The organism is Ideonella margarita (assembly GCF_038066635.1).
Taxonomy (GTDB): Bacteria; Pseudomonadota; Gammaproteobacteria; order Burkholderiales; family Burkholderiaceae_C; genus Ideonella; species Ideonella margarita.
Window position 1 is genome coordinate 365465 of sequence record NZ_JBBUTI010000004.1, and the last position, 26485, is coordinate 391949.

At 67.1% G+C, this 26485-nt stretch carries 20 protein-coding genes; 17 read left to right on the top strand and 3 right to left on the bottom strand.

The window, feature by feature from the left end; all coding sequences use genetic code 11:
* Positions 1–65: 65 nt before the first annotated feature.
* Positions 66–776, bottom strand: a complete 711-nt coding sequence (serB, locus tag AACH00_RS07070) for a phosphoserine phosphatase SerB (RefSeq protein ID WP_341398375.1) — start codon at positions 774–776, stop codon at positions 66–68.
* A gap of 196 nt (positions 777–972) precedes the next feature.
* Between serB and AACH00_RS07075 the strand changes: the two genes are divergently transcribed.
* The 15 genes from AACH00_RS07075 (at position 973) to AACH00_RS07145 (ending at position 19951) form a co-directional block, all read left to right on the top strand.
* A complete protein-coding gene (locus tag AACH00_RS07075) occupies positions 973–1356 on the top strand; it encodes a response regulator transcription factor (RefSeq protein WP_341398376.1) in 384 nt (127 codons plus the stop codon).
* A 250-nt stretch (positions 1357–1606) separates the two neighbouring features.
* Complete coding sequence (locus tag AACH00_RS07080; protein ID WP_341398377.1) at positions 1607–3517, top strand: methyl-accepting chemotaxis protein; 1911 nt, start codon at positions 1607–1609, stop codon at positions 3515–3517.
* A 17-nt stretch (positions 3518–3534) separates the two neighbouring features.
* Positions 3535–5100 carry a chemotaxis protein CheW gene (locus tag AACH00_RS07085; protein WP_341398378.1) on the top strand — a complete coding sequence of 522 codons (1566 nt, stop codon included), beginning with the start codon at positions 3535–3537 and terminating at the stop codon, positions 5098–5100.
* Between the two features lie 10 nt (positions 5101–5110).
* A complete protein-coding gene (gene cheB, locus AACH00_RS07090; RefSeq protein WP_341398379.1) occupies positions 5111–6265 on the top strand; it encodes a chemotaxis-specific protein-glutamate methyltransferase CheB in 1155 nt (384 codons plus the stop codon).
* A gap of 94 nt (positions 6266–6359) precedes the next feature.
* Positions 6360–6905 (top strand): HEAT repeat domain-containing protein, encoded by a 546-nt coding sequence (locus tag AACH00_RS07095; RefSeq protein ID WP_341398380.1) that lies wholly within the window; start codon positions 6360–6362, stop codon positions 6903–6905.
* A 6-nt stretch (positions 6906–6911) separates the two neighbouring features.
* Positions 6912–7748, top strand: a complete 837-nt coding sequence (locus AACH00_RS07100; RefSeq protein ID WP_341398381.1) for a CheR family methyltransferase — start codon at positions 6912–6914, stop codon at positions 7746–7748.
* A gap of 4 nt (positions 7749–7752) precedes the next feature.
* Entirely contained in the window at positions 7753–8124 is a 372-nt protein-coding gene (locus AACH00_RS07105) for a response regulator (RefSeq protein WP_341398382.1), read from the top strand.
* Positions 8121–11018, top strand: a complete 2898-nt coding sequence (locus AACH00_RS07110) for a chemotaxis protein CheA (RefSeq protein WP_341398383.1) — start codon at positions 8121–8123, stop codon at positions 11016–11018. Before AACH00_RS07105 ends, AACH00_RS07110 begins: the two co-directional genes overlap by 4 nt.
* On the top strand, positions 11018–11257 hold the full coding sequence (locus tag AACH00_RS07115) for a hypothetical protein (protein ID WP_341398384.1): 240 nt from the start codon (positions 11018–11020) through the stop codon (positions 11255–11257). Before AACH00_RS07110 ends, AACH00_RS07115 begins: the two co-directional genes overlap by 1 nt.
* A gap of 36 nt (positions 11258–11293) precedes the next feature.
* A complete protein-coding gene (locus tag AACH00_RS07120; RefSeq protein WP_341398385.1) occupies positions 11294–11668 on the top strand; it encodes a response regulator in 375 nt (124 codons plus the stop codon).
* A 10-nt stretch (positions 11669–11678) separates the two neighbouring features.
* The gene (locus AACH00_RS07125) at positions 11679–12932 is read left to right on the top strand and encodes a methyl-accepting chemotaxis protein (RefSeq protein ID WP_341398386.1); all 1254 of its coding nucleotides are present in this window, start codon (positions 11679–11681) and stop codon (positions 12930–12932) included.
* 55 nt (positions 12933–12987) lie between these two features.
* On the top strand, positions 12988–13752 hold the full coding sequence (locus tag AACH00_RS07130) for a ParA family protein (protein ID WP_341398387.1): 765 nt from the start codon (positions 12988–12990) through the stop codon (positions 13750–13752).
* Positions 13753–13791: 39 nt separating this feature from the next.
* Complete coding sequence (locus tag AACH00_RS07135) at positions 13792–14445, top strand: response regulator (protein ID WP_341398388.1); 654 nt, start codon at positions 13792–13794, stop codon at positions 14443–14445.
* Between the two features lie 144 nt (positions 14446–14589).
* A complete protein-coding gene (locus AACH00_RS07140) occupies positions 14590–17196 on the top strand; it encodes a sensor histidine kinase (RefSeq protein WP_341398389.1) in 2607 nt (868 codons plus the stop codon).
* On the top strand, positions 17156–19951 hold the full coding sequence (locus AACH00_RS07145; RefSeq protein WP_341398390.1) for a sensor histidine kinase: 2796 nt from the start codon (positions 17156–17158) through the stop codon (positions 19949–19951). The genes AACH00_RS07140 and AACH00_RS07145 overlap by 41 nt, the downstream gene beginning before the upstream one ends.
* On the opposite strand, the gene mfd is transcribed toward AACH00_RS07145, so the two are convergent.
* Positions 19937–23401, bottom strand: coding sequence for a transcription-repair coupling factor (gene mfd / locus AACH00_RS07150; protein ID WP_341398391.1), 3465 nt, complete (start codon positions 23399–23401; stop codon positions 19937–19939). The two genes, AACH00_RS07145 and mfd, sit on opposite strands and share 15 nt — an antisense overlap.
* 88 nt (positions 23402–23489) lie before the next feature.
* Here mfd and ispD point away from each other — a divergent pair, with 88 nt between their 5' ends.
* Together ispD and ispF are read left to right on the top strand one after the other, a co-directional pair.
* The gene (gene ispD, locus AACH00_RS07155; RefSeq protein WP_423221905.1) at positions 23490–24566 is read left to right on the top strand and encodes a 2-C-methyl-D-erythritol 4-phosphate cytidylyltransferase; all 1077 of its coding nucleotides are present in this window, start codon (positions 23490–23492) and stop codon (positions 24564–24566) included.
* Positions 24563–25096, top strand: coding sequence for a 2-C-methyl-D-erythritol 2,4-cyclodiphosphate synthase (gene ispF, locus AACH00_RS07165; protein ID WP_341398392.1), 534 nt, complete (start codon positions 24563–24565; stop codon positions 25094–25096). The genes ispD and ispF overlap by 4 nt, the downstream gene beginning before the upstream one ends.
* A gap of 22 nt (positions 25097–25118) precedes the next feature.
* Here ispF and AACH00_RS07170 read toward each other — a convergent pair whose 3' ends face one another.
* A complete protein-coding gene (locus tag AACH00_RS07170; protein ID WP_341398393.1) occupies positions 25119–26468 on the bottom strand; it encodes a sensor histidine kinase in 1350 nt (449 codons plus the stop codon).
* Positions 26469–26485 lie beyond the last annotated feature (17 nt).

Here is a 26485-nt window from a genome sequence, read left to right on the forward strand (position 1 = left end):
GGCGTAGCCATCAAGGTAGAGGCACAAAGCCCGCCAATTGATGGAAATGATTTTTTCGGTGGTGCTTAAGTCAGCACCTCCAGCAGCCGGTCCATGCCACCGGTCTCGATCGAGACCATCGCCTGCTCCCGCACGGCGGGCTTGGCGTGATAGGCCACCGACAGGCCCGCCACGGACATCATCGGCAGGTCATTCGCGCCGTCGCCCACGGCGATGGCCTGCTCGGGCGAGATGCCCATCAGGCCACAGACCTCCAGCACCAGACGACGTTTTTCCGCGCCGTCGACGATGTCGCCCCAGGGGCAGTCGACCAGGCGGCCCGTCAGCACGCCGTCTTCAATCTCGAGCACGTTGGAGCGGGCGAAGTCGAGGTTCAGGCGGTTGCGCACGCGGTCACTGAAATAGGTGAAGCCGCCCGACACCAGCAGCGTCTTCAGGCCAGCCGCCTGGCAGGCGCGCACGAAGGTGTCTACGCCGGGGTTGAGCTGCAGCTTGCGGGCATACACCTCGGCCAGGGCCTGCTCGGGCACGCCCTTGAGCAGGGCCACGCGGCGACGCAGGCTGTCCTTGAAGTCGGTGATCTCGCCGCGCATCGCGGCTTCGGTGATGGCGGCCACCTCGGCCTTGCGGCCGGCGGCATCGGCAATCTCGTCGATGCACTCGATGTTGATCAGTGTCGAGTCCATGTCGAAGGCCACCAGCTTGAAACGGCTCAAGGGCAGGGGCGGCGTGAAGCCGCGGGCGAAGAGGCCGGGGGCCAGGGGGTGGGCAGACATGGTCGGGCGCGGAAGATCAGATGCGGGAAGCCGTGATTGTCGCCGAGGCCGTGTCTGCCACCCGCGCCAGCGCCAGAGCGCCCGGGTGACGGTGCTGACACTTCACGCGGATTTGTGCCCACCGTTTTGTCGTTTCAGGATTTAACTCCCGCCTGAATTGGTCGAAACGGTGGAAACAGTTTCACCAAGGATGCCCATGTCGCGCCGCGTGCTCACGATTGACGATCAAACCGACATCCGCCGGCTGATCCGGATGACCCTGGAATTCGAGGGCTTCGACGTGCTGGAAGCCGGCAGCGGCCCGGAAGGCCTGGAGATGGCCTGGTCGAAGAAGCCGGATCTGATCCTGCTCGACGTGATGATGCCCGGCATGAGTGGCCTCACCGTGGCCTCGATGCTGCGCACCGACGAGCGCCTGAAACACATTCCCGTCGTGATGCTCACCGCGCTCGACCGCGAGAGCGACATGGAAGCCGGTCTGGCCACCGGCGCCCAGGCCTACCTGGCCAAGCCCTTCAGCCCGATGGAGCTGCTGGATGTGGTTGAGCGGTTGATCACCGAATCCCAGGCGCGGCGCTGACTCGCCCAAGTCGGGAATTGAGGGGTCAATAGGCCCTTCCTGCAAGGGATTACCCAAGTTCACGCTGCCTACAGTGTGCCGCTTGAGTGCCCGGAGTCGGTGCCTCGTCGGGTGCCGCTGTTCGACATGAAAGCCCAGGCCATGCCGGCCTGATCGTTAGCCAACACCTCTTCGCCAGTTCGCGTTTTTTGTCTGTCGGCCGGTGGCTGCAGTCCGCGAGTTTGGCGCCTCTGCCCTCAAGGAGATCACCATGGCGCTTGTCAAGAAAGCCGTATCCGCCACCACCGCACCGGCGGTTCGTTCCAATGGCAACACCTCGCGTGATGCCGAGTTGCAGCGCAAGCGCGCTCGCACCCTGGCCAAGCAGCAGCAGGCCGCAGAGCGCATCGCCGCGGCCTCGGCCCAGATGTCGTCGGGCATCAGCGAAGCCGCATCGGCCGCTGAAGAGCTCAAGCGCGCGTCTGACCAGATCGCCACGGGCGCCGAGGAAGCATCGGGTGCAGCGCAGGAGTCGCTGGCGGCTTTCAAGCAGGTGGAAGGTGCGATTGCGCGCCAGTTGCAGAACGCCGACCTGAGCCGCAGCCGCGCTGAAACCGCCCAGGCGCTGGTGAGCAAGACCACCGCAGAGATCGGCACGCTGATCACCAACGTCGGTGTGTCGGCCCAGCGCCAGGCCGCCTCGGTGGACATGGTGGCCGAACTGGAGAAGCAGGCCGCCAACATCGGCGACATCGTCAAGGCCGTGGCCCGCATCGCCGACCAGACCAACCTGCTGGCCCTGAACGCCGCCATTGAAGCTGCCCGCGCCGGCCAGCACGGCAAGGGTTTTGCGGTGGTGGCCGATGAAGTGCGCACCTTGGCTGAAACCAGCGAAAAGAGCGCCAAACAGATTCAAGACCTGGTCGGACAGATCCAGAGCGAAGTCAAGGTGATTGCCGACGGCATCGGTGAATCAGCCAAGGCCGTGGAAGTGGAAGTCGAAAACGGCAAGGTCATCACCCAGCAGCTGGAGCAGATCCGCACCGACACGATCGAGATCGTCAAGGGCGTGGGTGAAATCGCCGTTGGTGCCCAGCAGTCGTCGAGCGCCGCCGTGCAGGCCCTGAAGGGCAGCGAAAGCATCGCCGCCGCGGCCGATGAGCAATCGGCCGCTGCCGAAGAGGCCGCCTCCACCGTGGCTGAGCAATCACAGGCGCTGGCGGCTTGCGAGCAGACCGCCCAGTCGTTGTCCGACCTGGCCGAAGACCTGAAGAACTCCACCGACGTGGCCAAGAGCGCGGAAGACGTGGCGTCTTCCGCCGAGGAGCTGTCGAGTGCGGTGCAGGAAATCAGCCGCTCGGGTACGCAGATCATGACGGCCATCGACCAGATCCGCAAAGGCTCGGAAGTGCAGTCGGCGGCCACCGAGGAATCGGCTGCCGCTGTCACCCAGATTGAGCGCGGTGCCCAGATCGCCCAGGCGCGTGGCACCGCGAGCGTGGAAAAGGTGGGCGCGATCCGCGGCCTGCTGGCCACCAACAAGGCCGCAGTCGATTCGCTGATCGCCAATGTTTCCGGCTCGGCCGAGGCCAGCAAGGTCAGCATCCGCCAGATCAAGGAGCTGGCGCTGGTCAGCCGCCGCATCGACAAGATCGTCGACGCGATCACCACCGTCTCCATCCAGACCAACATGCTGGCCGTCAACGGCAGCATCGAAGCCGCCCGCGCCGGCGAGTACGGCAAGGGCTTCGTGGTGGTGGCCACCGACATCCGCAACCTGGCACAAGACTCGGCCCAGAACGCCGACCGCATCAAGGACCTGGTGAAGGCCGTGCAGGACCAGATCGGCGTGGTGGGGCGTGACCTCGACGAGATTCTCGCCACCGCGCAGGCCGAAGTGGAGAAGGCCCGCGTCACCACCGAGAACCTGGTGGCCATCGAGGCCGACATCCTGGCCGTCGAAACCGGCTCGAAGGAAATCCTGTCGGCCGCCAATGAAATCGGTGCTGCCGTGGCGCAGGTCAAGCGCGGCATCGAGCAGATTTCTTCCGCTGCACAGGAAGCCGCCAAGGCCTCTGACGAGGCCGCTGCCGCGGCGCGTCAGCAGTCGCAGGGCGCCGATGAACTGGCAGCCGCCATCGAGGAAATCTCCTCGCTGGCTGACGAGCTGCAAAGCGCCTGAGCGCAGGGAGTTTGGCCATGAGCCTTGAAACCGCGAACGAACAAGCCCAGCTGGCAGCCGCCAGCGGTGATGGGCAGGCCAGTGATACCTGCCAGTACGTGACCTTCATGGCGGGCGACGAAGTGTTTGCCGTGGAGATGGCGCCGGTGCAGGAAATCATCCGCCTGCCGGACGTGGTGCGCGTGCCGCTGTCGCCGCCGACGCTGGAAGGCCTGGCCAACCTGCGTGGCAAGGTGCTGCCGATCGTCTCGCTGCGCCGCGTGCTGGGTTTTGCCGATCAGGAAGCTGACGACACGACCCGCGCGGTGGTGATCGACATCGGACAGCCCATGGGCTTCGTGGTGGACCGCGTGGCCAGCGTCGTGGGTGTCGACAAGAGCAAGATCGAGAGCGTGGACGGCATCAGTGCCACCATCGACAGCGATCTGCTCTCCGGCCTCATCAAGGACATCGGTGGCCACGCGATGGTGATGGTGCTGAATTTCGAGCGGCTCATCGCCCAGGAATTTGCGCACCTGGCCGAGATGGCCGCGAGCCAGGGTGGTGGTGGTGCGGCCGGCCTGGCAGGCGTCGGCGGCCTGACCAGCCAGTCGCTGGATGACGCAGTGGACGACGAGCTGCATCTGGTGAGCTTCGACGTGGCCGGTCAGGAATACGCCATCGACATTGCCGATGTGCAGGAAATCGTCCAGGTGCCCGAGCAGATCGTGCAGGTGCCGCGTGCCCAGCCGCATGTGCTGGGCGTGATGACGCTGCGCCAGCGCCTGCTGCCGCTGGTCTCGCTGCGCTGCATGTTCGCCTTGAGCGCGCAGGCCTCGAACGAGCAGAGCCGCATCGTGGTGGTGTCCGTCCAGGGCGCCTCGGTCGGCATCGTGGTCGACAACGTCAACGAAGTGCTGCGCGTGCCGCGTCCGCAGGTGGAAACCATGCCGTCGCTGCTGGCCCGCCAGGGCGACATGGCCGACATCACCGACATCTGCCGCCTCGATGGTGGCAAGCGTCTGGTGTCGATCATCTCGACGCACAACCTGTTCCGCCACAACGCCATCAAGGAGGCCTTGAACGCCGTGGACAACTCTGAAGCCGCCACCGACCGTGGCCAGCAACGCCAGGCCAGCACCGGCGACGACGAGCAGGTGGTGGTGTTCCGCCTCGGCTCCGAGGAGTTCGGTGTGCCCATCGACAGCGTGCAGGAAATCGTGCGCGTGCCCGAAGTGCTGACGCATGTGCCGCGCGCACCGGCATCGGTCGAGGGCGTGATCAACCTGCGCGGCTCGGTGCTGCCGGTGGTGGACTTGCGCCGCCGCCTGGGGCTGCCCACCGTGGCCCGCAACGACGGCCAGCGCATCGTGGTGTTCCTGATCCGCGGCGTGCGCACTGGCTTCATCGTCGATGCGGTGGCCGAGGTGCTGAAGGTGCCGCGTCAGGCGATCGAGCCCGCACCGCAGTTGTCGGCCGAGCAGTCGACGCTGCTGGCCCGCATGGCCAACCTCGAGAAGCAGAAGCGCATGCTGCAGTTGATCGAACCGGCCCACTTGCTGGCCGACAACGATCTCTCCAGCATGTCTGAAATGGCCGCCTGAGCAAGCCGCCATGATCAAGCTTCTGATCGTTGATGACTCGGCGCTGATGCGCCGACAACTCAGCTTGCTTTTTCAGGCGGCGGGTGATTTCGTCATTCGCCAGGCACGCAACGGGCAGGAGGCGGTCGAGCAGAACCGCGAGTTCCAGCCTGATGTCGTGACCCTGGACATCAACATGCCGGAGATGGACGGCATCACGGCGCTGTCGCTGATCATGGCGGAGCGGCCGGTGCCGGTGGTGATGGTGAGCTCGCTGACCGAGAAGGGCGCACTCGCGACCTTCGAGGCGCTGAACCTCGGCGCCATCGACTACGTGGCCAAGCCCGGCGGCACCATCTCGCTGTCGCTCGACCAGATCAAGGACGAGCTGCTCACCAAGGTGCGTGGCGCCATGCGTGCACGCCCGGGTACCCGTGGCAGCCTGCTTGGCCGCACGGCTGCAGCCAGGCCCGCAACCAGGGCAGCGCCCGGGCTGCGTGCCACTTCCACGGACCAGCCTTCCAAGGCCCAGTCGCTGGCGCAACGCCTGCGTGAAGAGCGCGAGGCCCATGCCGCCAGTGCGCGCGAACGTTCGGCCGTGCGCAGCACCCGCGATGGCCTGCTGTTGATCGGCGTGTCCACCGGCGGGCCGCGTGCCCTTGAAACCGTGCTGCCTGACCTGCCGGCCGACTTCCCTTGGCCGGTGCTGGTGGTGCAGCACATGCCGGCCAGCTTCACCGGCCCGTTTGCTGCGCGGTTGGACAACATCTGCCCGCTCACCGTGGTCGAGGCTTCACGCCCGATGCCGGTGGAACGCGGCCATGTGTATGTGGGCAAGGGCGGCGCCGACATGGTGGTGACCCGCCGTGCCGGCGTACTCACCGTGTTGCCCAAGCCCGAGAACGCCGCACACCTCTGGCACCCGTCGGTGGAGCTGATGGCCCGCACCGCGCTGGAAGTGGTGGCGGCTGACCAGCTGCATGCCGTGATGTTGACCGGCATGGGCAATGACGGCGCCGACGCCTTCACTGAAATCAAGCGTCGCGGTGGTCGCACCGTGGCGGAGTCTGAAGAGACCGCGATCGTCTGGGGCATGCCCGGCGAACTCGTGAGCCGCGGGGGCGCCTCGGTGGTGCTGCCGCTCGACAAGATCAGTGCCCAGGTCAAGGCCTGGGCCCTGCGTTAACCCCCAAGGACGCAACATGGCTCTGAAAAAACCCCCCACCGCAGTCACCACGGAGCACTCTGGCAGACAGCACGACAGGGACGCCGCAGGGCTGTTGAAACAACTGACCGACAGCAACGCCGAAGTGCGTCGCTGGGCCGCACGCGACCTGGCCGACTGCCCGGGCTGCTCGGAGGCCCTGGTCGAGCACCTGAAAACCGAGGCTGACACCTCGGTGCGCGAAGTCATCCTGACCAGCCTGGTGCTGCTGGGCGACAACACCGCGGTGTACGGCCTGGTGGCCTGCATGCGCAGCGAGGACGCCGCGTTGCGCAACGAGGCCATCGAGGCGATGAAGCAGCTGCCCGATGCGGTGTCGCCCATCATGCGTGGCCTGCTGGCCGACGAAGACAGCGACATGCGCATCTTCGCGGTGAACATCCTCGAATCGCTGAAGCACCCGAGCGTCGAGCAGTGGCTCAGCGACGTGATCGAGCACGATGACCACGTCAATGTGTGCGCCACCGCGGTGGATCTGCTGGGCGAAGTCGGCTCGCGCACCGCGCTGGAGCCGCTGCTTCGCCTGAAGACCCGCTTCGACAAGGAGCCCTACATCCAGTTTGCGGCCGACCTGGCCATCAAGCGCATCCTGGAGGGCTGACCCGACATGGCCGATCCCGTCATCACCGATGAGGACTTCCAGAAATTCCGGGAGTTCTTCTACCGGAAAACCGGTATCCAGTTCGACAACACCAAACGCTACTTCGTCGACAAGCGCCTGCTCGAGCGCATGGCCGACACCGGCAATGCCCAGTTCCGCAGCTACTTCACGATGCTGCGTTTCCAGGCTTCCGGCGAAGAGCTGCAGGTGCTGACGAACCTGATGACCGTCAACGAAACCTACTTCTTCCGCGAGGAGTACCAGTTCCGCTGCCTGGTCAATTCCATCCTGCCTGAGCTGGTGTCCCGCAAGAAGGACAGCGGCCCCTTGCGCATCTGGGTGCTGCCGTCGTCCTCGGGCGAGGAGCCGTACTCCATCGCCATCTGCCTGCTGGAAATGTGGGCCGGCATCCACCAGTACGACGTGGAGATCGTGGCGTCGGACATCGACACCCACATCCTGGACCAGGCACGGCGTGGTTTGTATTCAGACCGCTCGGTGGGCCAGCTGCCCAAGCCCTACCTCGCCAAGTACTTCAAGCGCACGGCGGCGGGCTACCAGATCTGTGACGACCTGCGCGGCGCGGTGGAGTACACCCGTGTGAACCTGTCGGACCGCGCAGACACGCGGCCCTACCGGAACTTCGACGTGGTGTTTTGCCGCAACCTGCTCATCTACTTCGACGACGTGTCCCGCAAGTCCGCCGCCGAAACCTTCTACGACGCCTTGAAGCCTGGCGGCTTCATCTGTCTGGGGCACTCTGAATCCATGAGCCGGATCTCCTCGCTCTACAAGGTTCGCAAGTTCCCTGAGGCCATCGTCTACCAAAAGCCCGCAGAGTAAGACCATGAAACGCATTCTGATCATCGATGATGCCGCCACGGTTCGTCTCTACCATCGTCGAATCCTGCAAGAAGCAGGGTACGAGGTGGTGGAAGCCATCAACGGGGTGGAGGCGCTTGAAAAGGCGCTGCAAATGAACTTCGACCTCTACATCGTGGACGTCAACATGCCCAAGCTGGATGGCTACGGATTCCTGCGTGAATTGCGCAACCAGGACGCGCCGCAAGTGCCGGCGATCATGGTGTCGACGGAGGCCTCTGCCGCCGACCGAAAGCGCGCATACGCGGCAGGGGCCAACCTGTACTTGGTCAAGCCCACGAGGCCTGAACAACTGGTGGCGCCCATCGCGCTGCTGCTCGGAGACCAGGAAGAATGAACGAGCTGCTCGAACAGTTCCTGTCCGAAGCGCGAGAAGCGCTTCAGGGCATTGCCGACATGCTGATGCAGCTCGAACGCGCACCGGCTGACGAAGACTTGATGACCCAGCTGTTCCGGCTGGTGCACACCTTGAAAGGCAACAGCGGGCTGTTCGAGTTCCCGGAGATGACCCGCGTGCTGCATGCGGGTGAAGATTTGATGGACGCTGTCCGCCACGGGCGGGTGCCGTATTCGCAGCCCCTGGCCGACCGCCTGCTCGACGCGATGGATTTCGTCGGGATGCTGTGCGATGACATCGAGAACGGCGTGCACAACGGCTCGGCCCATGCCGATGCGGCCGTGCAGCTGGCCGCCGCCCTGCGAAGCCTGATCGGCGACACGGCGGACGAGGGTGGCGCTGATGGCGCGGAAGACCCCGACGAGGCGGCACGTGGCAGTCTGCCCGTGTTCACGCCCGCGGCCGTGCTGCAGGTGCCCGAGGCCGTGCGCCGTGAAGCCTTCAGGGAGGTTGATGAAGGCCGCTCGCTGTGGTGGGTGTACTACCAGCCCGACGAAGAATGTTTCTTCCAGGGTGATGATCCCTTGCACCGCGGCATGCAGACGCCTGGCGTGTTGTGGGGCGGCCTGAAAGCGCGTGCCCCGTGGCCGGCACTGCCCGAGCTGGATGCCTTCCGCTGCATGCTCGACATGCAGCTGCTCAGCACCGCTGAAGCCTCCGAGCTGGACGAGCATTACCGCTATGTGCCCGAACAACGCCTGATCAGCGCGGTGAACCCGTGGTGCCTGGTGCAGCCCGAGGGCGACCCGAACGGCGGCCCGGTCTACGAAGACTTTGTCGCCGACGCGCTGGCCTTGCTGGACGCCGGTGACCTGCAGGGCCTGGAGCGGGCCGTGGACACCTTGCTGGAGCTGTCCAGCCCCACGCTGTGGTTGTCGTCGGCGCTGCGCTGGATGCAGACGCTGCTGGCCTGCCGCACGGTGAACCAGCCCGCGCTGCGTGCACTGATCGAATCTCTCAACACCTTGCAGGCGCCCGACTGGGTGGCGGTGATGGACGCCATGCTGGATGCGGGTGGCCATGGCGCTGAGCCTGGTGTGGTGGCAGATGTTGCTGAAGCGACCACGGCTGCGCCCGCGCCCGCCGCTGCCACGCACATCGAGTTGCAGGGCGTGGCCGCCGAGGCCTTGAACAACCTGGTTGAAACCCAGCGCGAAATCCTCTCGCTGCCCGACGACGCGAAGTGGCTGGCCGGCCGCATCAAGGCCGCGGCCAAGGTGCTGGACGGATGCCTGCACGCCGTGGGCCGTGGCAATGAGGTGTCTGCGCTGCAGGCCGCCGCGCAGGCCGCGCTGGCCGACATGACGGCCACGCCGCTGGCGGTCTGGCTGGAAGACGCTTTCCCTGAAGGCATGCTGGCCACGCAGGCCCAGCCGCTGGCTGCAGTGGCAGCATCGGTGGTGCCGGCAGCCGCCGCGCCCGTGCTGGCCACGTCCGGTAACGGGGCCGGTAACGGGGCCGGTAACGGAGCTGATTGGCCAGCCAAGCCAACGAATGCTGTATCTGCAGCCGCAACCACCGCCGCCGCAGACGACGACACGGAGGCTGACGATGAGCCGGCCGGTGCCGACGACGTGGTGCCCGGTGTGCCAGCCGGCCGCAGCGGTGAGCCAGTCGACGGCGACGTCAAGTTCGGCCGCCGAAGCGAAGACCAGCAGAGCGCGCGCAGCCTGAAGGTGGACCAGGTCAAGATCGACCGTCTGATGAACCTGATCGGCGAGATGGTGGTGGCGAAGAACGCCATTCCCTACCTGGCCAACCGGGCTGAAACCGTGTTCGGCGTGCGTGACCTCTCGCGCGAGATCAAGGCCCAGTACGCGGTGATCAACCGCATCTCCGAGGAGATGCAGGACGCCATCATGCAGGTCCGCATGATGCCGGTGTCCTTCGTGTTCCAGCGCTTTCCGCGGCTGGTGCGCGACACCTCGCGCCGCCTGGGCAAGGACGTGAACCTGGTGCTGGAAGGCCAGGACACGGCCGCCGACAAGAACATCATCGAATCGCTGGGTGACCCGCTGGTGCACATCGTGCGCAACAGCCTCGACCACGGCCTGGAAATGCCCGAGGTGCGCAAGGCGGCGGGCAAGCCGGCCATCGGCACGCTGAAGATCGTGGCGCGCCAGGAATCGGACCGCGTGGTCATCGAGATCAGCGACGACGGCAAGGGCATCGACCCCGACGTCATCAAGCGCAAGGCTTACGAAAAGGGCGTGATCGACGAGGCGATGCTGGAACGCATCACCGACGCCGAAGCCATCAACCTGATCTTCGCCGCCGGCTTCTCCACGGCCGAAACCGTGTCTGATCTGTCAGGCCGCGGTGTGGGCATGGACGTGGTGCGCACCGCGATCGAGCGGGTCAATGGCGCCATCACGCTCGACAGCGAGAAGGGCAAGGGCACGCGCATCCGCCTGTCGCTGCCGCTGTCGATGGCCGTGACCAACGTGATGACCATCGAGACCGATGGCCAGGTGTTCGGCGTGCCGATGGACATGGTGCTGGAGACCGTGCGGGTGCCGCGCAGCAGCGTGCGCCAGATCAAGCAGAGCATGGCCACCGTGCTGCGCGACCGTGTGGTGCCGCTGAAGTCGCTCAACGGCCTGCTGGGGCTGTCTGCAGCGCCGCTGGCCAACGAGAGCGACGAGCTGGCCGTGCTGATCGTGCGGGTGGGCGAAGAGACCGTGGGCCTGCTGGTGGACGAGTTCCGCGAGACGGCCGACATCATCCTCAAGCCGCTGGCCGGCGTGCTGGCGGGCCTGAAGTCATATTCCGGCTCGGCCCTGATGGGCGACGGTTCGGTCTTGATGGTGCTGAACGTGAAGGAAATGCTCTGATGCCGATCGACTACCGTAAAAAAATGGCTGTCTTTGCCGATGTCATCACTGTGGAAGACGCCGAACCATTGCTGGCCTGGGCGCAGCAGCGCAAGGACTGCAAGGTGGATCTTTCGGTATGCAGCCATGTGCATCCTGCCAACCTGCAGGTGCTGCTGGCAGCCAATGCGGAAGTGACGGCCTGGCCGAATGACGAATGGCTGGCGGCATGGTTGCGAACCGTGCTGCGTGGTCGGTGAGTGCCCGCTGGGCTAAACAAAACAAAGGGAATTGCTGTGGCCAAGACCATCATGGTGGTAGACGACTCGCTGACGATGACGCGCAGCCTGAAGTCGAATCTGGAGATGAGCGGCTTCGCTGTTCTGACCGCTGGTGATGGCGTGCAGGCCATGACGGCCTTGAAGGGCGGCGCCAAGCCGGACCTCATCATCACCGACATCAACATGCCTAACATGGGCGGCCTGGAGCTGATCAAGAACGTCAAGGCTTTGCCCGGCTTCCGCTTCACGCCGATCCTCACGCTGACCACCGAAGGCGACGCCTCGATGCGTGACGCCGGCAAGAAGGCTGGGGCCGCGGGCTGGCTGGTCAAGCCGGTCAAGGGCCCTGATCTGGTGGGCGTCATCAAGCAAGTGCTGCCTGGTGCCTGAGGCTCAGCTCATGAGCTATCAAACTTCAACGCTGGCTCCAGCCGACGCGCCCCTGGTGCCGGCTTTGCCCGGCGGAGAAAGAACCATCTGGGCAACGTTGGGACCGTGGCTGACGCCCGTGCTGGCCGTGGCGCTGGCCGCGGGTGCGGCAGCGGTGTTGCCGCTGGGCGGCTGGGGCCCTGTGGCTGCGGCGGCCCTGGGTGGCGCGCTGGCGGTGGCTGTCACGCTGGTGCTTCAGCGCTGGTGGCGTCCGGCCTCTGCGCGGGCAGCTGGCTTGGCGCAAACGGCAGGGCAGCTGAACGGCGCCGAGCCCTTCATTGATCTGATGTGCGAGCAGCTCAACGGCGCCTTGCAGCAATGCGAGACCGACGTACTGGGCGTGGTCGACACGCTCGACCAGGTGCACGCCGCCTCGCAGGCGCAGACCTACCGGATCGAGGCGGCGACCGCCAATGCGCGTGAGCTGGCCGGTGTGCTGGACGAAAAGCGCATGGTGGACCGCCAGCTCAGCGCCATCCTTCAAATGTTCGTTGACCGCCAGGAGCAAGAGCTCGAGGGCAACGCCGAGCGCGTGAAGCGTCTGCAGGAAGTGCGCGGGCTCGGGCCGATGGTGGACGTGATCGCCGAGGTGGCGCGCCACACCAACATCCTGGCCATCAATGCCTCGATCGAGGCCGCACGCGCTGGCGAAAGCGGGCGTGGTTTTGCGGTGGTCGCTGGCGAAGTGCGCCGGCTGGCCGCGCAGACGGCATCGGCTGCCGTGGAGATCGGCAACCGCATCAACAACGTCACCTCGGGCATCGACCAGGAAGTGATGAAGGCGCAGAAGGCCGGTGAGCGTGACCACGGTACCCGCAGCATGCGTGACGTGCTGGGTGACATCGAGGCGATGCACGGCCGCTTCGCCGAAGCTGCTGAGCGCCTGCGTGGCGACACCGGCATCGGCGAAGGCAACACGGCGATCCGCAACGGCCTGTCTGAAGCGCTGGGCCTGATCCAGTTCCAGGATGTGCTGCGCCAGCGGGTGGGGCAGGTGCAGGCCTCGCTCGATGCGCTGAGCGGGCATCTGGCCGCCACCGAGGCCAATGCCATCGCCGCCGGTCAGGGGAAAGCCGTGGCCACGCCGCGCACCGCTGGTTTGCTGGCCTTGCTGGCCGAGCAGAAGGCCGCCTACGTGATGAACAGCCAGCGCCACACCCACCAGTCGGTCACCGGCCAGAAGGTGGCGACCCAGGAAGAGCGACCGCCCATCGAGCTTTTCTGAGATGGAATGATGGATCGCTGCGTTTCGGTCCATGCGTATTGAATGAACTGCTGACATGGCCAAGGCGCGTGTACTGGCTGTCACCAACCGCAAGGGTGGCAGCGGCAAAACCTCCACGTCGGTGAACCTGTCGGCTGAATTGGCCGCGCAGGGCCACCGCGTGCTGCTGATCGACCTCGACACCCAGGGCCATTGCGCCATCGGGCTGGGTGTGCCGGCCGTGCGCAACGGGCCCACGGTGCACGGCTTCATGGCGGGGCGTCACAGCCTGTCTGCGGCCATCGTGCCCAGTGCCTGGGCTGGCTTGCACCTGATTCCGGCTGACCCCCTGTTCGAACACGGCTCCGGCCAGCAGCAAGACCATGTGCTGTGGACGGCGCTGCAGCAGGAAGAGTTGCTGACGCAGTACGACGTGGTCGTGCTCGACACCCCACCGTCGCTCGATGCCTTGCTGCTGAATGCCCTCTGCGCTGCAGACCGCGTGCTGGTGCCCTTCGTGCCGCACTTTCTGGCGGGCGAGGGCGTGCGGCAGCTGGCGCGGGTGCTGTTTCGCGTGGCCAGCCGAGGTGGCAATGACCGCCTCCGGGTGCTCGGTTTCCTGCCGGTGATGCAGGACGCGCGCATCGGCCAGCACCGCAGCGTGACCGACAGCCTGGCTCAGCAATTCGGGTCTGACCGCATCCTGCCGGGCATTCGCAACGACATCCGCGTGGCCGAGGCCTTCGCGGCCGGCAAGCCGGTGCGCGAGCACGCGCCCAATGCACGCGCCACCGCTGACTACGCGCTGGCCGTGCTGGCCGCCTGGCGCCGCTGGACCTAGCTGGTGGAACACCGATTGCCCGGACCATTGCCTGCTCACATGCCCACGAGTCTCCCCAACGACGTTCTGACCACCCAGCAAGCCGCGCGGCTGCTGGGCATCTCGACCACGTCGGTGCAGAAGATGGTGGGGCGGGGCGAGCTGGCGGCGTGGGTTACGCCCGGCGGGCATCGGCGCATCCAGCGTGCGGCCGTGGACGCCTTGCTGGCGCGTGATGCGGTGGAGCGCGCGGCGCCCGGTTCGCTCTCGTCGATGGCGTCGTCCGAAACAACAGAGGTGCCACCGCTGCGCGAAGCGCTGCATGTGCTGGTGGCTGAAGATGATCCGGATCAGGCGATGTGGCTGCAACGGGTGCTGGAGGCGCACGGTGCGAACATCGTCTGCCACCTGGCCACCGATGCCTCGCAGGCGCTGATCCTGCTGGAGCGCCATCGGCCCGATCTGGTGGTGACCGACCTCGTGATGCAGCCGTTTGACGGCTTCCACCTGGTGCGCACCATTGCCGCCGAGCCGGCCTGGCAGCACATCGACGTGCTGGTGCTGTCGGGCCTGAGTGACGACGAGATTGCGGCGCGCGGCGGCTTGCCGCCTGGCGTGGCGCGCATGCGCAAACCGGTGGGTGTGGAGCGTCTGCTGGGCTACCTCGACGCCGCGTGGGCGCACCACGCGGCGGCTCTGGCCCGCCGCGCATGATCTCCCCTCAGTCTCCGGGGATTTGAGGGCGGGAAGCCCACCGTTTGAGCGCTTGCCGCCTGGCTGGCACGGACACACTCTCAACATGCCTGACGGGTGGTCGATAACCAGTCAGCCCTCTGCTGTGCCCGGAGTTTCCAACCCATGATCGCCTTGCCCCTCGGGGACGCCACGTTCCTGTCTGCCCTTGAGGCGGAGACCCGGGCTGCGACCGACGTTCGATTGGCCATCTGCGCCAGCACTGGCGAGCTGCGATACGCCAGTGCCTCTGCACTGGCCGCACTGGGGGCCAGCGCGCCGTCCGAGGTGCCAGCCACCTTGCTGGTCGCGATGGCCCACATGCCCGAGGATGACCGGCACCTGCTGCTGGGCCATGTGGCTCGCGGGGCTTTCCACCGCGCCCGCGCGCCATCCAGCCTGGCTGCCGGCCAGCCCGCCCGCTCGTGGGTCAGCATCTGGATTCACACCATGCATGGCGGCATGCTGCTGCTGCGATGCACTGACGTTGCAGTGGATGAGCACGGCACCGCACTGCCTGAAGAGGCCCCCACCGGGCCGATGATGAGCGCGTTGCTGCATGTCCGGCGCGACGACGGCATGGTCACGCTCCAGTTCGCCGATGCGGCGTTCGAGGCGGCCCTGGGCCTGACCCTGGAAGACCCGACCGGGCCATCGACATGGCTGCGGGCAGGCCTGAGCCCCTGGAGCGTGTTGCAGCTGCTGGCCCTGACCCACGCGGAAGTGCTGGGCGACCTGCAAGCCTCGCTGCCCGACAGGTCGGGCCATGAACAGACCTGGCGAGTGCAGTGCCGCCCGGGTGGGCTGACAGGCGCCAAGCCGGCCAACCACAGCCAGAGCCTGATCGTCTGGCAGGCCATGCGGGCGCCTGGTGATACCCGTGCAGACACCCGCGCAGACAGCCGCGCACGACGGCCGCGACCTGCGGCTGCCGCCAGCTTGAGTTTCGAGATGAACTCGGGGGGCCGGTTGACGACCGTCAATGGCCCCTGGGACCCTGTGTTTGGCGTGTCGACCTCTGACATGGCGGGCGAACGCCTGAGCGCACTGTGCTCGCCATCGGCGCGCAGCACTTGCGATGAACAACTGCTGCCCCTGCTGCAGGGGCGACTCTCGGCGTCGCGGCATGAGTGGCCGCTGCTGCTGGCCGATGGCTGCATCGCCTGGTTCGAGGTGCGCCTGCACCGCCACACCGTGTCGGTGGTGCAGGGCGCGATCGAGGCGGTGGTGATTCACGGCGAGCTGGTGAACATCACCCGCCGCTACGCCGACACCCGCCTGCGCATGATCAAGGAAACCGCCCTGAACGACGCGCTGGTGAGTGTGGTCATCTGCGACGCCACCTTGCCCAAGATGCCGATCGTCTACGTGAACGCCGGCTTCCAGGAAACCACGGGCTACACCGCGGAAGAGGCCATCGGGCGGTCGTGCGCCTTCCTGCAGAACGATGAAACCGACCAGCCGGGCCTGACGGCCCTGCGCCGCGCACTGCTGGCGCGCGAGGCCATCACCGTCGAGGTGAAGAACTTTCGCAAGTGCGGCGAGATGTTCTGGAACCGCCTGGACCTGGTGCCGATGACCGAGCCGCTCACCGGCACGGTCACGCATTACGTGGGTATGCAGCGTGACGTGACGGCCATGGTGGAGTCCCGCCAGGCCGAACGCGCCCGGGTGGCCGAGCTGGACCGGGTGTTCCGCCACTTGCCCATCGGCACGCTGGGTGTGCATGCCAACGGCCGGGTGCATGTGTTCAGCCCGGCGCTGGAGGCACTCACAGGCTTGCGCGCCGCCGACAGCATGGGCCAGGCCCTGCCAGCGCTGTGGGCGCACATCCAGGCCCAGTGCGTGAAGCCTGAAGCGGCACCGGCCTTGCCTGAGCCGGGTGACCGCTGCCTGCTGGAGCTGCACCGGCCCGTGCGCCGCCTGGTCGAGGTGAACGCGGCTTCCGCCGAGCTGGCCAGTGGCGAGGCACTGCTGTTCTTCCGCGACGTGACCAGCGAGCTGGAACTCAGCCGCATGAAGACCCGCTTCTTGGCCAATGCCGCCCATGAAATGCGTGCGCCGATGGGCAGCATCCGCGGCTTTGCCGAGTTGCTGCTGGTGCGCGACTACCCGCGTGAACAAGCCCGGGAGATGCTGGACACGGTGCACCGCCAGGCCATCCGCCTGAACACCTTGCTGGGTGATCTGCTGGAGCTGAGCAAGCTGGAGGCACAAGGCCCGGCAGCCATGCCGCTGGGGCCGGTCAGCATCGGTGAGGTCGCCAACCGGGCGATGAAGCTGATGCGCCTGCCCGGCGACAAGCGCGTCCTGACCCAGACCAGCGACGACGAGCTGCTGCAGGTGCACGGCCACGGCGCGAGGCTGGAGCAGGTGCTGATCAACCTGCTGTCGAACGCGGTGAAGTATTCGCCCGCTGGCGGCGATGTGGCGCTGGTCATCGACAGCACGTCGGACGCCGTGCCGGCCGGCTGGTGCGCGGTGCGAGTGCGCGACAGTGGTCTGGGCATCAGCCCGGAGCACGTCAATCAACTCTTCACGCACTTCTTCCGGGCTGATCCGCAAGGCCCCATCGTGGGCACCGGCCTGGGCCTGGTCATCGTGAAGGAGCTGGTGGAGCGCATGGGCGGGCGCATTGACGTGAGCAGCGAGCTGGGGGTGGGTTCCACCTTCACGGTCTGGCTGCGGCGCGATGGGACCACCGCAGAGCCGCCGGCGCTGGCGGCGGCCTGACCCGGACGCCGATGAGCAGACGATGATCGAAGAGTTCGGCCCCTTCCGCATGGAGCTGCCTGACGAGGCGGCGCCTGATGGCGACAGCCAGGAGGCGCCGCCGTCGTGGCGTGAGCGCTTGAGGGCCGGCCTGGCACTGGCCGCGGTGGCGGCGCTGTGTGCCCTGGCGGTCTGGCTGTCTGCGGCGTTGCAGGCCGGGGCCTGGGGCGCGGTGCTGCACATGACGCCGACGCTGGGCCTGGCCGTGGCGTGCGTCATCACCTGGGGCCGGCCGGCATGGTTGGCCGTGTTTGTGGGCGTTCTGCTGGGCGAGGCTACCCTGGCGTTCTGGGCTGCGGCGGCCGTCGGGCCGGAGACGCCGGCCCCCGCCTGGGCCTGGCTGTGGGCGCTGGCCTGGCCACTGGGATCAGCGGCTGGTACCAGCTGGATCGCCGGGCTCACGGCGCGGCTGCTGGCCCGCCGCGTGCGGCTGCCGTCGCGCTTTCTGGGCTTGGCTGAATGGCGGGCGCTGGCCGGTGTGGCAGCGCTGGGCAGTGCCGGTTTCACCACCCTGGGCTTGCCTGCGGCCGCCCTGGGTGAAGGGCTGCCCGTGTCGGCCTGGCCCGCCTGGTGGCTGTCGGGCTTGGGTGGTGCGTTCCTGATGATGATGCTGGTGACGCCGCTGGTGTTGCTGGTGCTCTTGCCGCTGCCTTGGCGCCACGGCCGGCGCTGGCGCGTGCTCGGCACGGCGGTGGTCGGACTGGCCTTGACCACGGTTGCGGTGGCCTGGGCCCTGCAGTGGGATACCGAGCGTGTGCAGACCCGCTTCCGCGCCCACGCCCTCGACATCAGCCAGGAGTTGCAGGACGGGCTCGCACGCGTGCAGCATCACCTGCAACTGCTGCAGGCCGTGTCTGAATCACCGGCGGACCAGGCCACGCGCGACCGTGTCTGGTCACTCACGCGCATGCAGGTGCCGGCGCTGGTGCAGCTGCATTGGTCGTCTGGCGCCGAGTCAGCCGCCAGTGGCATGCCGCTGCCGCCAGTGCCTGCCGCCATCGCCGACAGCTTCAACGTGATGGCGCCTCGCGCCGAGATGCTGGCCACCGTGCCCATCGCCGGGCCGGAGGGCTACACCGTGCTGGTGAGCCCGGTCGGGCAGCACGGCGACCAGCGGCTGTGGGGCCGATTGAGCGTGACGGAGGCCATGCGCTCGGCCCATGAAAGCTGGCCCGACCCTGGCGGCCTGCTGGAGCCAGGCGCCGACGGCATCCTGGCGGGCGTGCGATTCCGCTTGTCTGACGTCACCCCCACCGAGCCTGCCCGTGTCTTGCATGACACCGTGCGCAAGCCGGTGAGCGCACCTTCCAGCTGGCTGCCCACCTTCCGCGCGCGGCCGGCCTTGCCCAACGGCTGGGGCCAGGCGGCCGAGCTGACCGAACGCTTCGACTTCCTGCTCGGTGACCGGCACTGGCAGCTGGAGGTCTTGTCCGAGCCCGGCTTCTGGCCCGGCAATGCCTCGATGCGCGAGGCGCTGGTGGCGGCGCTGGGCTTGCTGCTGACCACCTTGTTGACGGCCGCGGTGGCGGTGAACACCGGCCAGCGCGAAGTGCTGGACGCCGAGCTTGACCACAAGACCCGCGAGCTCGACCAGAGCCTGATGCTGCTGGAAGACACCGTGATGGGTTACCAGCAGCAGTCCGAGCAGCTCAAGCTGGTGCTGCGGGCGACACCCGCAGGCTTTCTGGCCTTTGGTGCCGACGACAAGGTGGTGTTCGCCAACGAGGCACTGGCCAATCTGCTGATGTGCGAGCTGGAGGTGCTGCGGGCGCTGACCCGGCCGGCCTTTGCCGATCGCGTGGCCAGCCAGTCAGGCCCGGAATCAGCCAATGTGCTGCGCCACCTGATGGCGGACCCGGCCATCGCCTCGGTGGGCCCGGTGCGCGTGTCGATGGGCCTGCAGGACGAGCAGATCCGGGTGCTTGAAATCTCGCATTCCCAGGTGGTGGGCCAGGCCGTGCAGTGCGTGTTCCTGGTGGTCGATGTGACCCAGGCCGTACGCCTGGAGCAGAGCAAGAGCCAGTTCATCGCCAACGCCGCCCATGAGATCCGCACGCCGCTGACCTCCATCCTGGGCTATTCGCAGTTGCTGGCGCGCCGCGTGGACATGGACGTGAACGCGCGAGTGCAGATGCACCAGATGGTCATCGACAAGGCGCAGGAGCTGAATGCGCTGCTGCGCAACATGCTCGACCTGGCCGAGCTGGAAACCATGGGCCGCGTGCCCGGCGCGCAGCAGGTGCACGACCTGACCGCGTTGCTGCAGGCATCGACCGATCGGCTGAAGCCGCCCGCTGGCCGCGACGCCGTGGTGTTCGAGTTGCCTGAACCGCCGGTGCCGGTGATGTGCTGCACCTCGCAGGTCGGCTTGATGCTGCGCCACCTGGTGGCCAATGCCTGGGCGTTTTCAGAGCCCGGCACCCCGGTGCAGGTGAGCCTTCGCGTGGAGGCCACGCCTGGTGGCGCCAGCGAGGCGGTGCTGGAAGTGGCGGACCAGGGCATCGGCATGTCGATGGCCGAATGTGCGCGCGCCTTCGAGCGCTTCTACCGGGCCGATGCCTCAGGCGCCAAGCCGGGGTTCGGCCTGGGTCTGTGCATCGTGCGCGAGGTGGTGGCACTGCACGGTGGCAGCGTGCTGCTCGACACCGCGCCCGACAGCGGCACCCGGGTTCGGGTGCGGCTGCCGGTGGTGGGCGGCGCCTCAGCTGACCTTTGACTTCACGCCCGGCTGCCCCAGCGAACGCAGCACGTCGCGCACATACTGCGCACGCTCACGCGGGTCGGCAATCTCGCGCTCGATGCGCAGCTTGTCGTTGCCCGCCAGCTTGATCACCCGGTTCTTCTGCACCAGCTCGATGATGCGCATGGCATCCACCGGCGGATTGGGCTTGAAGGTGATGCTCATGACCTTCGGATTGGCATCGATCTTCATCACGCCGTAGCCCTTGGCCTGGATGCGCAGGCGGTGCGTGTCGAAGAGCGTCTGGCCCTGCGCCGGCAGCTTGCCGAAGCGGTCGGTCACCTCTTCCAGCAAGGTGTCGAGGGTCTCGGGCCGGTCGGCACTGGCCAGGCGCTTGTACAGGTTCAGGCGCGTGTGCACGTCGCCGCAGTAGGCGTCGGGCAGCAGCGCCGGGCTGTGCAGGTTGATCTCGGTGGTGGCGCCGAACACGGCCGAGTTCGGGCTCAGCAGGTCGGGCTCCTCGCCGTTCTTCAGCGCCCGCACGGCTTCGCTCAGCATCTCGTTGTAGAGCTGGAAACCCACCTCCATCATGTTGCCGCTCTGGTGGTCGCCCAGCACCTCGCCGGCGCCGCGAATTTCCAGGTCGTGCATCGCCAGGTAGAAGCCGGAGCCCAGCTCTTCCATCTCCTGGATGGCCTCCAGCCGCTGCGCGGCCTGCTTGGTCAGGCCTTCCACATCGGGCACCAGCAGGTAGGCGTAGGCCTGGTGGTGGCTGCGGCCCACGCGGCCCCGCAGCTGGTGCAGCTGGGCCAGGCCGAACTTGTCGGCGCGGGCCATGATGATGGTGTTGGCGCTTGGCACGTCAATGCCGGTCTCGATGATGGTCGAGCACAGCAGCACGTTGAAGCGCTGGGCGGTGAAGTCGCGCATCACGCGTTCCAGCTCGCGCTCGGGCATCTGGCCGTGGGCCACGGCGATGCGCGCCTCCGGCACCAGCTCCTGCAGCGCCTGGCGGCGGTTCTCGATCGTCTCGACCTCGTTGTGCAGGAAATAGCACTGGCCGCCGCGCTTGAGCTCTCGCAGCACGGCTTCGCGGATGACGCTCTTGCCTTCATTGCGCACGAAGGTCTTGATGGCCAGGCGTCGTTGCGGCGCGGTGGCGATCACGCTCAGGTCACGCAGGCCCTCCAGTGCCATGCCCAGCGTGCGCGGGATCGGCGTGGCGGTGAGTGTCAGCACATCCACCTCGGCGCGCATGGCCTTGATGGCTTCCTTGTGGCGCACGCCGAAACGGTGTTCCTCGTCGATCACCAGCAGGCCCAGGCGCTTGAACTGCACGTCCTTGCTCAGCAACTTGTGCGTGCCCACCACGATGTCGATGGTGCCGTTGGCGATGCCTTCCAGCGCGGCCTTGATTTCCTTGGCGGTGCGGAAGCGGCTGAGCTCGGCCACCTTCACCGGCCACTTGCCGAAGCGGTCGACGATGGTCTGGTAATGCTGCTCGGCCAGCAGCGTGGTGGGCGCCAGCAGGGCCACCTGCTTGCCGCCGATCACCGAGACAAACGCGGCGCGCAAGGCCACCTCGGTCTTGCCAAAACCCACGTCGCCGCACACCAGCCGGTCCATCGGCTTGGGGCTGACCATGTCCTGGATGACGGCGTGGATGGCCGCGCGCTGGTCGGCGGTTTCCTCGAAGCCGAAGCTGGCTGCAAAGGCTTCGTAGTCATGGGCCGAGTAGCGGTGTGCCATGCCTTCGCGGGCGGCGCGCAGCGCATACAGGTTGAGCAGCTCGGCGGCGGTGTCGCGCACCTGTTCGGCGGCCTTGCGGCGTGCCTTGTCCCACTGGCCGGAGCCCAGCTTGTGCAGTGGTGCCTCGTCGGCGCTCACGCCGGTGTAGCGGCTGATCAGGTGCAGCTGGCTCACTGGCACATACAGCGTGGCCGCATCGGCGTACTGCAGGTGCAGGAACTCGCTCGGGCCGTCGCCCAGGTCGATGTGCAGCAGGCCCTGGTAGCGGCCGATGCCGTGCGCGGCATGCACCACGGGGTCGCCTACCTTCAGCTCTGAAAGGTCCTTGATCAGCGCATCGACGTTGCTGATCTGCTCTTGCTTGCGGTTGCGCCGGCGGGTGCTGGGCGCGCTGGCGAACAGCTCGGTCTCGGTCAGGAACTGCAGGCTGATCTTCGCGTCCGGCTCATGCCAGAAGAAGCCGGCCGACAGTGGTGCCGCGGTGATCGCCACGCGCTCGGTACCCGTCTCGAACTCGGCCAGCGTGGCCACGCTCGGCACCTCGATCTTGTGGTCGCGCAGCATCTCCAGCAGGCTCTCGCGCCGGCCGTCGCTTTCCGCCACCAGCAGCACGCGGTGCGGCGTGGTGCGCAGGTGCTTTTCCAGCGCGGCCAGCGGCTCGGTGCTGCCGCGGTCGGCGGAGATGTCGGGCAGCGGGCGGGCCCAGTCCACGCTCTCGTTGCCGCGCAGCACCAGGGTGGCCAGGTTGCTGGCGCGGATGAAGAACTCGTCGGTCTTCAGGTAGATCTCGTCGGGCGGCAGGATGGGCCGGTCCGGGTCGTGCTGCAGGAAGCGGTGGCGCTCGCGGGTGTCGGCGGCGAAGCGCTGCAGGGTGGCGTCGATGTCGCCGTGCAGCACCAGCCCGGCACGCTCGCCGAGGTAATCGAAGATGGTGGCGGTCTGCTCGAAGAACAGCGGCAGGTAGTACTCGATGCCGGCCGTGGCGATGCCGTTGCCCAGGTCCTTGTAGATGCGTGAGCGGGTCGGATCACCGTCGAGTTTGGCGCGCCAGTTCTGGCGGAACAGCGTGCGCGCCGCGTCGTCCATCGGAAACTCGCGGCCCGGCAGCAGTTGCACCGAAGGCACGGGGTACAGGCTGCGCTGGCTGTCGGGGTCGAAGGTGCGGATGGTGTCGATCTCGTCGTCGAACAGGTCGACGCGGTACGGCACCAGCGAGCCCATCGGGAAGAGGTCGATCAGGCCGCCGCGCACGGCATATTCACCCGGCGACACCACCTGGCTGACGTGCGTGTAGCCGGCCAGGGTGAGCTGGCTTTTCAGCGCGGCTTCATCGAGCCGGCTCTTCTGCTTGAACTGGAACGTGGTGCCGGCCAGAAAGGACGGCGGCGCCAGCCGGGTGAGGGCGGTGGTGGCGGGCATCAGCACCACGTCGACCTCGCCCTGGTGGATGCGCCAGAGCGTGGCCAGCCGCTCGGAGATCAAGTCCTGGTGCGGGCTGAAGTTGTCGTAGGGCAGGGTTTCCCAATCGGGGAACACGGCCACGCGCAGGCCCGGGGCGAAGAAGGGCAGCTCATCGGCCAGGCGGGTGGCGTCGCCGGGGTCGGCGGTGATGATGGCCAGCCACTGCCCCTGAGCCAGTCGGGCCTGGGCGTGGCGGGCAATCAGCAGTGCGTCGGCCGAGCCGATGGGGCGGGGCAGGGTAAAGCGTTTGCCGGGGGCGATGGCAGGCAGTTGCATGAGCGTGGGCAGTGGAGTCAAAACGACAACACGCCCCGGAGCACTTGCTCGGGGGCGTTCAACAGCTGGCGATTTTAGAATCGGAGCAATGACCACCTACACCGTCGGGGCCGAACCCCGTTGTTTTGCGCTCGTGCCGTGTGCCGGCACGGGCAGCCGCGCAGGCAGTTTCAACCCCAAGCAGTACGAGCCGGTGGCCGGTCGTCCGCTGGTGGCGCATACCCTGGCGGCGCTGTCGCGCGTGCCGCGCATCACCGCCACGCTGGTGGTGCTGGCCCCCGATGACGAGCAATTCGCCGATGAGCTGCCCGGCCTGGAAGGCGACACCCTGTGGTGCGCCAAGGTCGGCGGCGCCACCCGCGCTGAAACCGTGGCCAATGGCCTCGCCGAGTTGCGCAACCGTGGCGCCCAGCCCCATGACTGGGTGCTGGTGCACGACGCCGCCCGCTGCCTGCTGCGCCCGGCCTGGGTAGACCGCCTGATCGACGCCTGCGCCGACGACGAAGTGGGCGGCCTGCTGGCCCTGCCGCTGGCCGACACGCTGAAGGGCGAGACGGACGGCCGTGTCAGCGCCACCGTCGACCGCTCGGGCAAATGGGCCGCGCAGACGCCGCAGATGTTCCGCCTGGGCATGCTGGCTCCGGCGCTGGCCTTTGCCGGCGACAACGTGACCGACGAAGCCAGCGCCATCGAAGCCCTGGGCCACCAGCCCAAGCTGGTGCGCGGTGAGTTCGAGAACTTCAAGGTGACCTTCCCGGGTGACTTCCAGATGGCCGAGCGCATGCTGGCCACGGCCCGTCGCGGCGCCGAGGTGCGCGCGTTTGTGCCCTCGAAAGACTTCGCGCAGTCGCAGCAGTTCTACAGCGACATCGGCTTCGTCCAGGAGTTTGCGCACGGTGACATCGCCGGCTACCGCCTTGGCCAGACCGCCTTCCTGCTGCAGGATTTCTACCAGCCGCAGCACGCCAACAACTTCATGATGCACCTGACGGTCGATGACCTCGGCCTGTTCTGGGCCCACCTGCAGAAGGCCGGTGTGGCGGCACGCTACGGCGTCAAGCTGGAAGCCCCGCAAGAGCGGCCCTGGGGCCTGATCGACATGACGATGACCGACCCGAGCGGCGTGCTCTGGCGCATCGCACAGCGCATGGAGCGTGACGAATGAACCTGCCCGATCAAACTGGCAACACCACCGCTTCCCCGGCGGCCGCCTTGCCCGCGCTGCGCGTGGGCGAAGGCTGGGACACGCATGCGCTGGTCACCGGCCGTCCGCTGGTGCTGGGCGGCATCACCATCCCGCACACCCACGGCCTGCTCGGCCACTCTGACGCCGATGCCTTGCTGCACGCCATCACCGACGCCATCCTGGGTGGTGCGGGCCTGGGCGACATCGGCCGCCACTTCCCCGACACCGCGGTCGAGTTCAAGGGCGCTGACTCCTTCGTGCTGCTGCAGGAAGCGGCCAAGCGCGTGCGCGCCGCCGGCTGGTTGGTGGTGAATGTCGACAGCACCATCGTGGCCCAGGCGCCGAAGATGGCGCCGCACATTCCGGCCATGGTGCTGCGTGTGGCCGAGGCCCTGGGCATCGAGCCCAGCCGCGTCAACGTGAAGGCCAAGACGGCCGAGAAGATGGGGCCGGTGGGCGAGGGCCGATCGATCGAGACGCGGGCGGTGTGCCTGCTGGCAGCAGGCTGACCTGGCCGGCTTGAAGCGCTGATCAGCCGCGCTTCAAGCGGATGTGCGCGATGAGCCCGCCGTCGCGGGCATTCGCCAGCTCCAGCCCGGCATCAATGCGCTGCAGCGCCTTCTTCACGATGGCCAGGCCCAGGCCGGCGCCGGTGGCGGCCGTGCGGGCCGCATCACCACGGAAAAACGGCGTGGTGAGCTGACCGAGCTTTTCGGGCGCCACACCGGGGCCGTGGTCACGCACGGTGATGATCACCGAATCGGCGGCCACCACATGGCTGATGCTGACCCGCGCCACGCCGGTTTCGATGCTGCGGCCGTAGCGGCGCGCGTTCTCGAACAGGTTGGCGAACACGCGGCCCAGTTCGGTGTCGTCGCCCATCACGATCAGATGCGGCGGCAGCTTGATGCTGAAGCGGATTTGCGTGGTGTCGCGGAATGACGCCGCTTCGCGCTCGACCACTGCGGTCGCGTCGACCTGCACCGTGCGGGTGTCGTCCGGGCGGGCGTAATCCATGAACTTGTCGATGATGGCGTCGAGCTGGTCGATGTCCATCGCCATGTTGCGCCGGGCCTCGTCGTCGCTCACGCTGATCTCGGCTTCCAGTCGCAGTCGGGCCAGCGGCGTGCGCAGGTCATGCGAGATGCCGGCCAGCATCACGGCGCGTTCTTCTTCCACCTTGGCCAGCTCGCGGGCCATGCGGTTGAAGCCGATGTTCACCGCGCGGATCTCGCTGGTGATCGTGGTTTCGTCCAGTCGCGAATCAAACTCACCTTCGCGGATGCGGCTGGCGGCGAACGACAGGTTCTTCAGCGGCTTGTTGATGAGCCGCGCCACCGCTGCCGAGCCCAGCAAGGTGGCCAAGAGCGCCACACCCACCCACACGAACCAGGTGCCCGGCGTGAGGGTTTGCAGCCGGGCATATTCAGCCTGCATCCAGTACGGGTCAGGGCCGATGTTGAAGCCCACCCACAGGGCCGGCACGCCGTTCACGCTGCGGGCCACCAGTGTTTCTTCACCCAGGCGGTTGCGCAGGTCGTTGGTGACGAGGCGCGTGAAGCGGTCAGTGGCGAAGGGCTCCCACTGGTCGCCCGGCTCGCGCGGCAGCACCCGCACGGCTTCCTGCTCGCTCATGGTCTTGACCACGGCGATGCGGTTGATGCCGTCGGAGTAGCGCAGCGCGGCCCGCGACAGGTTCACCAGGCTGGCGATCTGCTGGGCGGCTTGCACGGCGCGCGGCTCGAACTCGAGTTGCCGCAGGGTGATGACCCAGGCGGTGATGCCCCCTGCCAGCAAGATGGCCAGCAGCACGAAGGTGCGCCAGAACAAATTGAGCGACAGGGGCGGGGCCTTCACGGCCGCCAGCTTTTTTGCAGCCATGCGTGGGGTGGGTACAG

Excerpts from the sequence above, each read along its gene's own strand:
- serB (WP_341398375.1), bottom strand. The coding sequence starts at position 776 with ATGTCTGCCCACCCCCTGGCCCCCGGCCTCTTCGCCCGCGGCTTCACG.
- AACH00_RS07075 (WP_341398376.1), top strand. The coding sequence starts at position 973 with ATGTCGCGCCGCGTGCTCACGATTGACGATCAAACCGACATCCGCCGG.
- AACH00_RS07080 (WP_341398377.1), top strand. The coding sequence starts at position 1,607 with ATGGCGCTTGTCAAGAAAGCCGTATCCGCCACCACCGCACCGGCGGTT.
- AACH00_RS07085 (WP_341398378.1), top strand. The coding sequence starts at position 3,535 with ATGAGCCTTGAAACCGCGAACGAACAAGCCCAGCTGGCAGCCGCCAGC.
- cheB (WP_341398379.1), top strand. The coding sequence starts at position 5,111 with ATGATCAAGCTTCTGATCGTTGATGACTCGGCGCTGATGCGCCGACAA.
- AACH00_RS07100 (WP_341398381.1), top strand. The coding sequence starts at position 6,912 with ATGGCCGATCCCGTCATCACCGATGAGGACTTCCAGAAATTCCGGGAG.
- AACH00_RS07105 (WP_341398382.1), top strand. The coding sequence starts at position 7,753 with ATGAAACGCATTCTGATCATCGATGATGCCGCCACGGTTCGTCTCTAC.
- AACH00_RS07110 (WP_341398383.1), top strand. The coding sequence starts at position 8,121 with ATGAACGAGCTGCTCGAACAGTTCCTGTCCGAAGCGCGAGAAGCGCTT.
- AACH00_RS07115 (WP_341398384.1), top strand. The coding sequence starts at position 11,018 with ATGCCGATCGACTACCGTAAAAAAATGGCTGTCTTTGCCGATGTCATC.
- AACH00_RS07125 (WP_341398386.1), top strand. The coding sequence starts at position 11,679 with ATGAGCTATCAAACTTCAACGCTGGCTCCAGCCGACGCGCCCCTGGTG.
- AACH00_RS07130 (WP_341398387.1), top strand. The coding sequence starts at position 12,988 with ATGGCCAAGGCGCGTGTACTGGCTGTCACCAACCGCAAGGGTGGCAGC.
- AACH00_RS07135 (WP_341398388.1), top strand. The coding sequence starts at position 13,792 with ATGCCCACGAGTCTCCCCAACGACGTTCTGACCACCCAGCAAGCCGCG.
- AACH00_RS07140 (WP_341398389.1), top strand. The coding sequence starts at position 14,590 with ATGATCGCCTTGCCCCTCGGGGACGCCACGTTCCTGTCTGCCCTTGAG.
- AACH00_RS07145 (WP_341398390.1), top strand. The coding sequence starts at position 17,156 with ATGGGACCACCGCAGAGCCGCCGGCGCTGGCGGCGGCCTGACCCGGAC.
- mfd (WP_341398391.1), bottom strand. The coding sequence starts at position 23,401 with ATGCAACTGCCTGCCATCGCCCCCGGCAAACGCTTTACCCTGCCCCGC.
- ispD (WP_423221905.1), top strand. The coding sequence starts at position 23,490 with ATGACCACCTACACCGTCGGGGCCGAACCCCGTTGTTTTGCGCTCGTG.
- ispF (WP_341398392.1), top strand. The coding sequence starts at position 24,563 with ATGAACCTGCCCGATCAAACTGGCAACACCACCGCTTCCCCGGCGGCC.
- AACH00_RS07170 (WP_341398393.1), bottom strand. The coding sequence starts at position 26,468 with ATGGCTGCAAAAAAGCTGGCGGCCGTGAAGGCCCCGCCCCTGTCGCTC.